Here is a 13,594-nt window from a genome sequence, read left to right as displayed (position 1 = left end):
AATCAAATAATCACTATAAAGATCAAGCATATCCATTTAATTCCCTCCCTAAAATTAAGGGCGGAATTCTAATGCTTTTTAGTCAAACTACAAGTTTATGTGCGTAACATGAGTTATTTATAAAACATCTGGGTAAATCACAAGATGATTTAAAATTCACTCTTGATAAAATTCAACAATTGCCCGAACCCCAGCAAGAGTCACTTTATCAAAAGCTAATTGAACATCCCAATGCCAATAAGACCCAGCTCTTTAGTATGGCTATTAAAAGTAATAAGCTCGCCTTAATTGAACAACTTGCAAAAAGTACGCATGATTTTGCCTATACCGAAAAAACAGAATTACCCAAAGGGGTGGTTGAGCAACTTATTAGCCTCATTCAACAGGAGCAAATTACCCCTGCTCGAGCACTTAAATTAGTCCCTAATCATAAAACTATTTTCCTGGCAGCCTTTAATAAAGACCCTAGTTGTATCAGCACTGTCTCTGCGGACTTAGTTAAAGCGGTTTATGAAGCAAGCAAAGATCCTTTGCTTTTAAAATATGCCACTAAAAATCAATTACTTAGTTTAATCAAAGCCACCAAAAATCCCACTACGCTAATCGCGGCGATTGATCCTAAGCTCATCGTCGAACTTATCAATGAGAATAAATTCACAACTAAAGAATTAGAAGCATGCAGTAAAGCATTGAATAGTAATGAGGCGGTAATCCTTGCCGCATTTAATAAAAATCCCAAAGTTTTAGCGAATGCTTCTGTGGATTTAATGCTTACATTAATTGAAAAAGAGGCTATAAGCGCCGAAAAAGCCTGTCAGGTATTTGCAACTAATGAGAAGGTAGTTAGCGCTGCAGTACAACACAAACCTGCGGCTCTTAGCTTCGTGCAAGCCCCGATGGTCATTAAGCTGCTTGAAAGCAATATAACGAGTGCCGAAGAGGTATGTAGCACTTTCCCAAATAATGAACAATTGGTTTTAGAAGCCTATAAACATAGGCCTAAGGCACTCGAAGCATTGCCTTTTGAGGGTCTTGTGGAGCGTTTAGTGAAAAAAGGCCAAATCAGCGCCCAAGATGCCTTTGCTGTATATCCTGAACAAGAGGGATTAGCAAAAGCAATAGCCTGCTCCAAGCAACTTGCTGAGATGACTGCCTTACAGGTAACCGGCAATCATGCACATTATGCGGAAAGAGCGCAGCAGCTTAAGGAGCTGTATTTAAAAAATAAAGATTATCCCCTTGCAAGCACCGATCAACAACTCACCAAACTAGTTAAAAACCTCTGCGACGTATTAGTAGAAGAACTTAAAAAACAATCCCTACCCGTTAGTAAAGAAACTAGTCAATCCATCAAAAGGCTAAATGGAGATAAATTAATTGCCTTAATGCAGGATCTGGCAAAACGAAATGAACAAGCTCAACCCAAAGAGCTCATCAGCATGGCTGAAGCGAACGTGGATGAAGAGGAAAAATTTGATCCCGTACAAGATGCAAAACAGGTGCTTAGTGCTATTTTAAAAGCACAAGTTGGTACCAAAGATATTTTTATAACCGCTTATTGCAGTTTAAAACGTCGGGAGCTCGAACAGTGCCAACACAAACCGGAGAAAGTAAATGTATTACTGGCTGGCTTAAAAAAAACCTATGAGGCGGTAAACTCCCCAGAAATGCAAGCGATTAAGTTGGCCCTAGACAATTTAGCTAATGGTAAAAAGACCACCCTATTTGGGGGGCATAAAGGGGTAGATCCAGCAATAGCTAAAATTAATCGGCTTGAAACGGCATTATGTAAAGTACCCCTGCCTGAGCGACTAAATATATGTAGCAACGCCAATAGCGAACAATGTGTCCAGGTACAAAAAATTCTAGCCACCTTGAAACCTACGGAATTTTCCTTGCCATCTACTGAACCGATGATAGCGACGAGAGGGACTGTTTAAATAATAGCCATCAATCAATATTAATGATATAATTAAGCAGGTAAGCTATAAAATGTGCACTATGGTATTTTACGGTCTAATATATTTATTAAATAGTAAACTTGAACTAACATGATTAAAGATTTATTAATTGATATTCAAACCGCCTTAACTTATGTGGCCAACAATTTGCCATCAACCTCGCCTTTTCGAGCAAAAAAAATTATTGAAGGATTAATAGAACACGATCTAGAGCGTCTCGCTTTAAATGATCCTGCTTTTTTAGCAGGCCCTCAGGGTTATACCGATTATTATTCCCCCTACGCCGAACAGCAATTAAATAACAAAAAAGAAATTCTGGAAAAATATTTAGATAAATTATACCTGCTGCAAGCAACGCTCTATTGCATCTATCACAACGACGCCAAACATTTATTAGACAAAAATTTCAAAGTCTTAGCTGAAAACCCCGAAGTGAAAGAGAGCCTAGAAAAAATTAAAGCTATCAATAACGCCCGTAAACAATTAATTGATACCGAAAATGCCTTAAAAAAAGATCTTACTGCTAAAGCAATGGATAAATTGAGCGCTAGTAATAGAATCGAGCTTGAACAAAAGCGAGATGCATTAAAACTCCAGATACAGCAATTTAGTGAAACAACAAACGAGATTCCGGGTTTTGCTAATATTCAAGCAAGGATTATGACTCTCCATCGCCGGTTGAACACCCATGAACATATTACCAAACAAATCCCTAAAGGAATGATGGACATAAAAAGAGCTTTGAGTTTTGCGCAACACCATCATTATTTTACAGCTCAAATTAAAGAAAAAACTGAGGAATTAGCGCAGTTAGAAAGTGGCGATCCCAAAATTGAACAGTTAAATCGACTTATTGTAGAGCTGAATAAAAGAAAAGCTGCTCTTCCTGAACTTCGTTTTACCAATTCAGGCACCTCAGATGAGCTTCTTAAATCAATGCTTAAAGATTTAAGAAAATTGATGAAAACCAGCATCGATGGCTATCAAGACTTAGCCATTGCAGGGGGGGATCTTAATGCCTATTTACATCAAACTACAGGATTTTATTGGGAAAACTTACTCTTATTTCGCCGAACGGTAGAGTCTATTAATCAGCAATTACAACAAGCCAAAGACTTAACACCTCAAGGTCAAGATTTAGCCCAATGCATTAGTAATGGCTTAAAGCATATACCTAGTGAACAATCCATCCAGAAAGCCCTGCAAGAAGTAAGAAAAGTAGATAGCAATCTTAGGCTAAAAGACAGCGCCTACCTAACTAAAGTGGATAATCATAATACCGCAGTACGCTTTTATAAAATGGCGGCCACCAATCTGCTGGATAAGATTATGGCTAAGAACGCCGGTCCAAATTTTTTCTTTCCTTATAATTCGGCTAATTATGTCCTCGATCACCCACCACACACCGACATATCTGGGGCACTTGGAAATTGCTTTGGAGAGACGCAAATGTTTCTTAAGCAAATTAATAGTAAGACCCCCACACTTAATAATATTTGCCCTCAACCTGATTTGATTAATTTTCAATTAGATCAAACCAGAAAAGCCAGTACTAAACTTGCAAAAGATTTAGGAAGCTATACCGCAGACCCAACGAAAGGTGAATTTGCTAAATGGAGCACCATTAAAGACTTAGTCACCCAAGAAGTAGACTCTCAAAAACACGGTGATGTATGTTGGCTAAGATTCTCTGGGGCCCGGGTTCCTGGGCATGATAAAGACGTCTCACATGCCATGGGTTTTATTAAAATGAAAAACCCAAGCCCTTATAAATACATTATTTACGATTATAACTTCGGCGCCATGGGCTTTAGTGACGACCTCCAGTTGCAAACTTTTTTTGAAAACATCTTTGAGGGCCCCGTCGCTTATTATCCTTATACTAAATGTAGCTTAGAAAAACTTGATGAAGTCCGTGATGAATGCCAACTATTTTTTAATGGGCCTGATGGCGTGAAGCCCTTACAAGCACCAAATCCTAACGCTGTTTGCACGAGACAATATTGGAATGAAGAACGTTTGTTACATTTTATCAAGTACCTCGATGGTAAAAAACAAAGCGATATTAGCCTCATTATTGAACAAGCCCAACGTCTACCAGCAGAAGCTAAGAACAGGGTTTATTTAGCCCTTCTGCAAAAAGACAATATACAAAAAAGCATCAACCGCATCCCTCTTGATGTTGATATCGAGATGCTAAAAGAACTAGTCGCCTCAGGAGTAGTTTCTTTAAGAGAAGCCCGCCAAGCTTTTCCTAAGCATGAGGCCTTTCAAGTGGATAAGCCCATTATTAATTCCGGCTCTGAGGCAAAAAATATTAGCGAATGCCAAGACCTCATTGCGCAACTTAGAACCATGCAAGTAAGTTCTGAAGATCATCTTCTGAGAAATTACTGTGATGAGCAAAGTTTTAAGTTAAGTCAATATAAAGCGGATCCCGAAAAATTAGCGGAAATAAAGAAAAGCCTAACTAAATATTTGCGAGCAGTTAATTCAGCAGAAATGATTGCCATAAAAAAAGAGATTGAGCGCCTCCATTCAATGAAACAAAGTTTCTTCGGCTTTGGTCCGGTTGACTCCACCGTAATTAACAAAATTAATTCAATAAAAGCAGCGCTAATCAACGTCCCCTTACTTGAGCGTATTCATGCTTTTTCAAACGAGCAAAATGAGCAATGTAACCAAGTACGAATAGCACTTGCTGAACACCGACACTGGTTTAGAAATTCAGCGCTTACCGATGGCAAGGTAGACCCTACTAAAACGGCAGCACGAAGTTTTGATAACTTAAAGAAACAGTTTGCTGCTCCATTAAACGATCCGGAACAAGATGAGCGAGCAGAAGACTCGCCTAATATATAAATGTTGAACAATGATTTTCAAGATCAAAAAATTTTGGGCTATAAACCCGTAGCAATGGGATTCACATTAATATTTGGATTAATACCACAATCATCAAGCAACTTAAGTAAATTATTTCCTTTAGGGGTGAGACGTTTTACACAGTACTCCTCTAAATAACTCTGTAAAACATAAGAATATTCCGGTAAAATCATAATGTTAAGAATTTTTTCCGCCCGTTCTAAATGTAAATTGTTTTCACTATTACAGGCTTGAAATAAAACACCACCTAGCATGGCAACGATACTGGCTTTACGTTGAGGACTTGCTAAATAAAATCGTTGGATGCACTCATCTAAAGCGCGGTCTTTATCCCACTCCACCCACTCATTGTAGATGTTCATAGCCTCTTCGGGACTAGGATTAAGTCCTTCGACCATTTGCTGCATGACATAGGCAACTGGAATAACTGCTTGAACATTGGCCCATGAGCAATTGCCAGCAATTTGAGAGCTAATCGGTAATTGAGCAATAGGCACAAGCCCTAATTGGCGGTTAATCATCTGATGATAAAATCGTCTGGTTTGCTTTCTGTATAAAAATTCATGAATGAATTGCAGGGTAATTTCTTCTGGGCGGGTGATGCGATATATATTGACGCTCCCTTCTTGTAAGCTATTTTCACCTCTATCGATCTTCGCCCACAACTGTTTATAGCGGATAAAACACATAGCATGCCCCCGGCTAGCAGCAGGCAAAATTAACATCGGTGCATTCTCAACAAGGTGATGAACTGCGCGTAAATTTTGCTCATCCAGTCGGGGCACATGCTGGAATTGTAACAATTGAGCTGCGGCAGCAAAGGCTTCCATTATGGTATGAAATAAAGGGAATTGCTCACGCAAATGACGGGCGGTATAGCTTGAAATAAAACGCCGAAGGGAGTCTTTAACAACGGCTACAGTAAATTCCAGGATAAACCCCTCATAATCCAGTTCGATAAACTCGCCTTTTGCATTAACGATGTCTACATCACCTTGCAGCTCAAAACGATGCCCTAAGAGTTTGCCGTTGATAAAATCTTGCGCGAAATCTAATTTAGCCCCATGATTGTACAAGATTTGTTTTATTGCATCCTGGCCACGCAAAACCGGATAAACCAAAACAGACAGTCCATTGCGTGTATAAGCATTCGCATTAGCACCATGGTTGAGCAATAAGCGAGTCATCTCTAAATCATCATTGTCTACCGCCCAATGCAGAGGTGTACGTCCGGTGACATCGGCTTTATTGACATCCACGCCTCGCTTTAGTAATTGCTCGGCAATATCGGGTTGACGAGTGATAGCGCATTCAATTAAAGGGGTAAAACCGTACTCATCAATATCATCTAGAGAATTTCCCTCACGCAGATATGCATCAAACTCAGGCATTCTTCGACTGATAATATCATTGGCGATCGTCATTTACCCTCCTGGTCCACGAGGAGTTGGATCAGTTCGGTAGGTAGGCATATTACCTAGGCGTAGTTGCTTTTCCTTATCTTGCTCTCTTTTTTCATTATCGTATTCCCTGCGTGCTTCGGTATTTAGTGGCGGTTCGGGATTTAAATTAGGGTCCACCCCATCAAAACGCTGACTAGCTAACTCGGGATGTTGCAAAATATTATTTTGCAATTCCCCTTCAGGGCTTTGCTCTAAATGCTCATCATTTGAATGATCCCTAGCCTTTACCGAGGCTAATTTACGCTCACCTTGTTGTTCCATTAAACGTCTATTGCGCTCCATCGCTTTAGTTTCAGCAATCAAAATAGAGTTATTGCCTCGGCTTCGCTTAGAAGGATGCGCTATATCGATATCAATAGCTGTACTGTCACGATTGCGTTTGAAGGGATTTCTACCCCCTCTTCCACCCGATTCATCCGTAGTGGTACCCGTGCCGGTCTCTGTGTCAGTTTCTGTATCGCTATTAGTAGATCTGAATATTTTCTTTCTTTTACTCATTGGAGAAGTATTCACCTTATACTATTTAATCAATAGATGTGTTTTCTAATAGGTTTTTCAAGGGTTGCTATAAATAATTGTAGCCTTTAATAACCAGATTAGTTGCTGAATTTACAAATATTAATTATCAATAGCCGCGTTTTAAAAGTTCTACCTAGGTGCAAGGATGAAAAATTTAGCGCCGTCCCAAAGCTTACAGCACAAGGTTTTCGGGACGAAAGCTAAGTTCTCTTCGCAACCGAGGGTCAGTAGATGATACCTTAGCCCAGCGGATAACTTTCGTTTATAAATACTCTTTTTGTAAAATTTCGGCAATTTGTACCGCATTAGTCGCCGCGCCTTTGCGGATATTATCAGCGACCACCCATAAATTAAGCCCATTAGGATGGGAGATGTCTTGACGGATACGACCGACGAATACATCATCATGGCCCACGGCATGGCTAAGTACGGTGGGATAACTTAATTTTGCTGGATTATCAATGACCTTCACGCCAGGTGCTTTTTCTAACAAAGCTCGGGCTTCAGCAGCACTTAGAGGTTGTTTAAGCTCAAGATGAATTGCTTCGGAATGTCCATAAAGAACGGGAACACGAACTGCAGTAGGATTAACCAAAATATCTTGGTCTTCTAAAATTTTACGAGTTTCCCAAACCATTTTCATTTCTTCGCGTGTATAACCATTATCCTCAAACTGATCGATGTGTGGTAAGGCATTAAAAGCAATTTGCTGAGGATATACTTCTTTTTTAGCAGGTCGTCCGTTTAGCAAATCACCTACTTGGGTGACTAATTCGGTCACTGCTTTTTTACCAGTTCCAGAGACCGATTGATAGGTGGCCACGTTAATACGGTTAATCCCTACTGCATCATAAATAGGTTTTAAGGCCACAACCATTTGGATGGTAGAACAATTAGGATTAGCAATGATTCCACGTTTTTCATAATCAACAATGCGCTCGGCATTTACTTCTGGCACGATTAAGGGAATATCTTCTTCATAACGAAAGCAGGACGTGTTATCTACGACAATACAGCCTGCAGCTACGGCTTGAGGTGCATATTCTTTGGATACAGAGCCGCCAGCAGAAAATAAGGCAATGTCAGCTTGGCTAAAATCAAACTCAGCTAAATCTAAAACATCAAGCTCTTGGTTTTTAAAGCGGATTGTTTTACCAACAGAGCGGGCACTGGCTAAAGGATACAGCGTTTTAACTGGGAAATCTTTTTCCTCTAACACCGTTAAAAAAGTTTCACCTACTGCCCCTGTAACACCGACTATGGCTACATTTAATTCTCTGCTCATTATGACCTCATTGCTATCGTTTTATGTACATTGCGCTTTATGGCGCAAGAAATGATCCATTAATACTAAAGCCATCATTGCCTCCGCAATGGGCACGGCTCGAATTCCTACACAGGGGTCGTGCCGACCTTTAGTAACAACGGTTGTTTCCTCTCCCTTGGTATTCAAAGTTCGTCCTGGACTTATAATACTCGAAGTAGGCTTTAAGGCCATACTTACCTCAATTGTTTGGCCGGTAGAAATACCACCTAAAATACCCCCTGCGTTATTGCTTAAAAAACCTTGGGAGGACATTTCATCTCGATGCGTAGTACCTAATTGGGTAATTGAATCAAATCCGGCACCAATCTCCACGCCCTTAACCGCATTAATAGACATCATCGCATAAGCAAGCACCGCATCTAAGCGATCAAAAACGGGATCTCCTAAACCGATGGGAACCCCTCGTGCACTCACCTTTATACGCGCCCCCACAGAGTTTCCTTGCCGTCTTAAGGTATCGATGTATTGAGCAAGCTCATTTATTTGGGTCTTATTAGGACAAAAAAATGGATTATTGGCAATTTCTTGCTCATCCTCATATTGGACTACCACCTTCCCCATCTGCTGCAAGTAACCAACGATATCTACATTTAAATACGTTTTTAAATAAAGGCGAGCAATAGCACCAGCAGCAACCCGAGCCGCTGTTTCGCGCGCCGAAGAACGGCCCCCGCCCCTATAATCACGATGGCCATATTTATGGTGGTAAGTAAAATCCGCATGCCCGGGACGAAATAACTCTTTTATTTCCTCATAATCACGAGAACGCTGATCGCTATTGTAAATTAATAAAGCAATGGGCGTACCTGTCGTTTTTCCAGCAAAAACGCCCGATAAAATCTGCACTTTGTCCTCTTCGCGGCGTTGGGTAGTGTATTTAGATTGCCCAGGTTTTCTCTTGTCTAAAAAAGGTTGGATCAATTCTTCGTTTAAATCCATTCCGGGGGGACAACCATCGACAATGCAGCCAATAGCGGGTCCATGGCTTTCACCAAAGCTTGTGACTGTAAATAAGCGGCCAAAAGTATTACCCGACATAGTCCACTCTCTTAGTTAAAATACTCTTCTAATTGTTGTTTAGTAAGCAAAAAGATCCCTTGTCCACCATGGCTCATTTCCAACCAGGTAAAGGGAACAGAAGGATAAGCTTCGCATAAGGCTTCTTCACTATTACCTACCTCGACCACTAATATTCCCTGTTCACTTAAATAAGCGTGAGCTGTGTTCAGAATTTTTTCCACTATAGATAAACCATTATTGCTGGTTTCTAAAGCTAAAACGGGTTCATGACGATACTCATCCGGTAAGGTTTGCATTTCTTCTTTACCCACATAGGGAGGATTACTGACAATAATATCGTAGTGTTGGGCGGGGACCTCATCGAAGCAATCAGATTCGATTAAAGTTAGTTGCTCATCAACAGCTAAGCGTTCTTTATTAATTGCCGCAACCGCTAAAGCTTCACTAGATATATCAACTGCATCAACTAAGGCCTCTGGAAACGCATAGCAACAGGCAATAGCAATACAGCCGCTGCCTGTACATAAATCTAAAACACGCCCTACTTGCCCTTCCTCTATCCAAGGTGAAAATTGTTCGCGGATTAGTTCAGCAATTGGAGAGCGCGGAATAAGGACCCGTTCATCGACATAAAAAGGTAAATCACAAAAATAAGCCTCCTTAATTAAATAAGGAACTGGAACGCGTTGATTAATTCGCTTTTCCAATTGCTGGCATAAATATTTTTTTTCATTGGTAGTAAGCCTGGCATTTAATAAAGCGGGATCCACATCATAAGGTAGGGATAAACTACGTAAAATTAATGAACGCATATCATCCCAAACATTATCGGTGCCATGACCATAATATAATTGTGCTTCTGTAGCACAAGATAAACTAAAACGTAGAAAATCCAGGATAGTAACTAATTCGTCCGTTTCTTTGATAATACAATTGGTCATGAGTACTCCAAGGGGAAGGCAGTGCATTTACCTAACAAAAAGAAAATTGTACTCTATCTGCCAAAAGATGTCTCGGGCAATAGATTTGCAATAAAAATAATTTAAAGCCATTGGTCTTTCGTACAAGTCCTGGTACTGTACCGCTTTTATTTACTAATGACCTTAGCTATGACTGATGATTCCTTGTCTGATGAAGATAAAGCACTATTTCGCGAACAAATGCGAAGTGTCAAGCCACTTAAAAAATCAGTCCTTAAAAACCAAGATAAAGCACCGTCAGTTAAACCATTAAAACCTATAAGCCCTAAAGAAAGGAAATACCCCGCGGTTAAACCGGAAAAAAACTATTTTTTATCCGACTATATTAGTGAACCAGTACAGAGCCATAGCGTTTTATCGTATGCGCAGGCCAGTTTACCGAGCAAGCGATTCAAAGCCTTAAGAAATGGGCAAATTCCTTGGGAAGCGCGATTAGATTTGCATGGTTTACAAGCAGAAAAAGCTAAAGACGCGCTCTGTCATTTTATTAGTACGCAATTAGCTCAAAATAGGCGTTGTTTATTAATTATTCATGGTAAAGGAGGGCAGGAAGGTGCAGCCCCGGTGATTAAAAATTTAGTAAATCGCTGGCTACCCCAAATGGAGGAAGTTCTCGCCTTTCATAGTGCTTTAGCGAAAGATGGCGGCTATGGAGCACTTTATGTGCTGTTAAAAAAATACCAAGACTAAAGTTACATGCAGAAGTCTTGCGTTACTTACCTATTATGAAGGATAATCCAGGCCATATAAAAACTCTTGAGTATACGATGAATCAATTTAGTCAATTTGTAATGCACCATTGGCCACTATGGGTAGCCTTTGTTATCCTTATCCTATTAGTGTTTGCTAATGAGTTAATGAGCCAAAAGAAAAAAGCACAAGAAATAAGCCCGCAAACCGCAATCGATTTGATTAATAATGAAAACGCGGTAATTATTGATTTAAGAGATAAAGAAGCATTTAAAAATGGCCATATCATTGACGCCGTGAATGCGAATGCGGATGATTTTAATCAAAGTAAAATGGATAAATATAAAGAGAAAAACCTTATATTAATCTGTGCACGTGGCCAACAATCACCGATGGTAGCCGCTAAAATAAAGGCGCTAGGCTTTAAACCACGCGTTCTTAGTGGCGGAATTGCTTCTTGGCAAAATGCGGATCTTCCTTTAGTTAAAAATAAGGGCTAATCCATGGCAAATATTATAATCTACAGTAAAGATTATTGTCCTTATTGCACCAGAGCGAAAGAATTATTACTAAAAAAAAATCAACGCTATACGGAGTTCAATATTGGCAAACATCCTGAATTACGTACAGAGATGATTAGTAAAAGCAGGGGTAGGACCACCGTACCGCAAATTTTCATTAATGGCCAACACATTGGGGGCTGCGATGATTTATATGCCTTAGAAGACCAAGGCAAACTCGATGAACTTTTAAAAGGATAAAAATAATGAGCGAACAAAATAATCAAGAAAATACTAACGAAACTCAATTTATGATTCAAAGGGTCTATCTGAAAGATCTATCCTATGAAACCCCCAATACTCCAGCTGTATTTCAACAACAATGGGAACCAGAGTTAAATTTAGATCTAAATACCACTTACAGCAAGCTTGAGCCAGGCGTCTATGAAGTAGTATTAAGCATCACTGCAACCGTTATTAACAATAAAGCCACTGCTTTTTTAGTTGAAGTAAAACAAGCGGGAATCTTTACTATTCAGAATGCGCCAGAAAATCAATTAGATCATTTAATTAATAGTTTTTGCCCAAATATCCTTTTCCCTTATGCGCGTGAAGCAATTACCTCTCAAGTTATTCGCGGTAGCTTCCCACAATTAGTATTAGCGCCTATTAATTTTGATGCTTTATACATGCAAAAATTAGCCGAGCGTCAAGGTGCTACTACGGAAACCGCTGCCCACTAAGCATGAATAACAAAACAATTGCCCTCTTAGGTGCCGGTTCATGGGGCACCGCTGTTGCAATCCATTTAGCGCATTTAGGTCATCGTGTCTTGTTGTGGGGACATAAACCACAACATGTAGCGCGAATGGCTGAAGAGCGCGCTAATCATCAGTATTTACCTGATATTTCTTTTCCGGATAGCCTGCAGCCCTTAGCCGATCTCAATCATTGTATTAGGGATGCAGATGAAGTGATTATTGCGGTTCCCTCTCATGCCTTTGCCGAACTATTAGGCCAGATTAAAATTAAACCTAAGGGTTTAACCTGGCTCACCAAGGGAATTGATCCGCAAAGCCATCAACTTTTGCATGAACTGGTTGCAGCACGTTTTGGGGCAAGTTTTCCGGTTGCGGTCATTTCAGGCCCATCCTTTGCTAAAGAAGTCGCGCGATTTTTACCAACCGCATTAACTTTAGCGGGTAATGATTCCAATCATCAAAAAACTATTCATCAACTGTTGCATCACAACAATGTACGCGTGTATTTATCCGATGATCTTATAGGGGTTCAACTCTGTGGTGCAGTAAAAAATGTGCTCGCCATCGCTTGTGGAATTAGTGATGGGCTAGGCTATGGGGCTAATGCAAAAGCGGCTTTAATTACCCGTGGTCTTGCAGAAATGAGCCGTTTAGGTTTAAGTTTTGGTGCGCGTCAAGAAACTTTTTTAGGCCTTGCTGGTGTAGGTGATCTCGTATTGACCTGTACAGACAATCAATCTCGCAATCGCCGTTTTGGGCTTTTACTTGGGCAAGGCATAGCTATTACTGAGGCGGAACAACAGATTGGTCAGGTAGTTGAGGGTAAATATAATGCAGCGCAAGTGTGTTTCCTAGCCCAAAAACAGCAAGTAGAAATGCCTATCTGTGAACATATTAATGCCTTATTAAGCAGTAAAATGACGCCACAACAAGTGGTCCAAGAATTAATGAGTCGGCCGGCAAAGGATGAGTAGAATCTAATTTGCGGCATAGTGAAGGGCCAAAATCTCTTTCACTCAAACTGCAAGAGAAAATCGCCCCGAATATATTATCATCAGGAGGCTGGGCGATGAAAAATTTACTCAATGAACAACTATGTATCTGGCTAGAAAAATATTGCCAACAAAGTACCAATAGACCCATACAAGAGCTTGCTCAACACTTACTAGTTCAGGTTTCATCCACCTTTACCCTGTCCGAATTAATTGACGTTTTAAAAACCTCCACCTCTAAACCCAGTTATGCTCAATCCATCTATTTCTATAGCGCCCTATGTGATTGGCAAAAACGTCTTGAGCAGCGGTTAAACGAACACGAAACAGCCTGTAGACGCATAGAGGGAACAAAATACTCTCCTAGAATTGAACCCTTAACTCATGTTACGCACGGTCAATTTTAAGCTGCCATATTTTTAAGCTCCTGCCAAGCAATCTGGTTCGCTCTAAGAATCAATTTGTACTTAATAGCAAAGTGATTTAAATGAGTTTTTA

The 13,594-nt window shown here is 40.1% G+C and carries 12 protein-coding genes and 1 pseudogene; 8 read left to right on the top strand and 5 right to left on the bottom strand.

Annotated features, from left to right (window positions below; all coding sequences use genetic code 11):
* Positions 1–179: 179 nt before the first annotated feature.
* Positions 180–1,940, top strand: coding sequence for a hypothetical protein (locus ELY15_RS09480; protein ID WP_127099429.1), 1,761 nt, complete (start codon positions 180–182; stop codon positions 1,938–1,940).
* Between the two features lie 111 nt (positions 1,941–2,051).
* Positions 2,052–4,823, top strand: coding sequence for a hypothetical protein (locus ELY15_RS09475; RefSeq protein WP_127099428.1), 2,772 nt, complete (start codon positions 2,052–2,054; stop codon positions 4,821–4,823).
* Between the two features lie 38 nt (positions 4,824–4,861).
* On the opposite strand, the gene ankH is transcribed toward ELY15_RS09475, so the two are convergent.
* The 5 genes and pseudogenes from ankH to prmB form a co-directional block, all read right to left on the bottom strand.
* Entirely contained in the window at positions 4,862–6,268 is a 1,407-nt protein-coding gene (gene ankH / locus ELY15_RS09470; RefSeq protein ID WP_127099427.1) for a Dot/Icm T4SS effector AnkH/LegA3, read from the bottom strand.
* A pseudogene (locus ELY15_RS16725) lies at positions 6,269–6,610 on the bottom strand (DNA mismatch repair protein MutS); the annotation flags it as partial.
* Positions 6,611–7,088: 478 nt separating this feature from the next.
* Positions 7,089–8,111: an aspartate-semialdehyde dehydrogenase gene (locus tag ELY15_RS09460; protein ID WP_127099426.1), complete on the bottom strand. Its 1,023-nt coding sequence runs from the start codon at positions 8,109–8,111 to the stop codon at positions 7,089–7,091.
* 21 nt (positions 8,112–8,132) lie between these two features.
* The gene (aroC, locus tag ELY15_RS09455; protein WP_127099425.1) at positions 8,133–9,191 is read right to left on the bottom strand and encodes a chorismate synthase; all 1,059 of its coding nucleotides are present in this window, start codon (positions 9,189–9,191) and stop codon (positions 8,133–8,135) included.
* An 11-nt stretch (positions 9,192–9,202) separates the two neighbouring features.
* Positions 9,203–10,114: a 50S ribosomal protein L3 N(5)-glutamine methyltransferase gene (prmB, locus tag ELY15_RS09450; protein ID WP_127099424.1), complete on the bottom strand. Its 912-nt coding sequence runs from the start codon at positions 10,112–10,114 to the stop codon at positions 9,203–9,205.
* A gap of 168 nt (positions 10,115–10,282) precedes the next feature.
* Between prmB and ELY15_RS09445 the strand changes: the two genes are divergently transcribed.
* The 6 genes from ELY15_RS09445 (at position 10,283) to ELY15_RS09420 (ending at position 13,503) form a co-directional block, all read left to right on the top strand.
* Positions 10,283–10,843, top strand: a complete 561-nt coding sequence (locus ELY15_RS09445) for a Smr/MutS family protein (RefSeq protein WP_127099423.1) — start codon at positions 10,283–10,285, stop codon at positions 10,841–10,843.
* Positions 10,844–10,920: 77 nt separating this feature from the next.
* Complete coding sequence (locus tag ELY15_RS09440) at positions 10,921–11,343, top strand: rhodanese-like domain-containing protein (RefSeq protein WP_127099430.1); 423 nt, start codon at positions 10,921–10,923, stop codon at positions 11,341–11,343.
* Between the two features lie 3 nt (positions 11,344–11,346).
* The gene (grxC, locus tag ELY15_RS09435) at positions 11,347–11,604 is read left to right on the top strand and encodes a glutaredoxin 3 (protein WP_127099422.1); all 258 of its coding nucleotides are present in this window, start codon (positions 11,347–11,349) and stop codon (positions 11,602–11,604) included.
* A 5-nt stretch (positions 11,605–11,609) separates the two neighbouring features.
* On the top strand, positions 11,610–12,086 hold the full coding sequence (gene secB / locus ELY15_RS09430; protein WP_127099421.1) for a protein-export chaperone SecB: 477 nt from the start codon (positions 11,610–11,612) through the stop codon (positions 12,084–12,086).
* Between the two features lie 2 nt (positions 12,087–12,088).
* On the top strand, positions 12,089–13,078 hold the full coding sequence (locus tag ELY15_RS09425) for an NAD(P)H-dependent glycerol-3-phosphate dehydrogenase (protein ID WP_127099420.1): 990 nt from the start codon (positions 12,089–12,091) through the stop codon (positions 13,076–13,078).
* 95 nt (positions 13,079–13,173) lie between these two features.
* Complete coding sequence (locus ELY15_RS09420) at positions 13,174–13,503, top strand: hypothetical protein (protein WP_127099419.1); 330 nt, start codon at positions 13,174–13,176, stop codon at positions 13,501–13,503.
* Positions 13,504–13,594 lie beyond the last annotated feature (91 nt).

The sequence above is a fragment of the Legionella sp. km772 genome, assembly GCF_003989735.1.
GTDB lineage: Bacteria > Pseudomonadota > Gammaproteobacteria > Legionellales > Legionellaceae > Legionella.
This window is presented reverse-complemented; position numbering and strand designations above follow the sequence as displayed.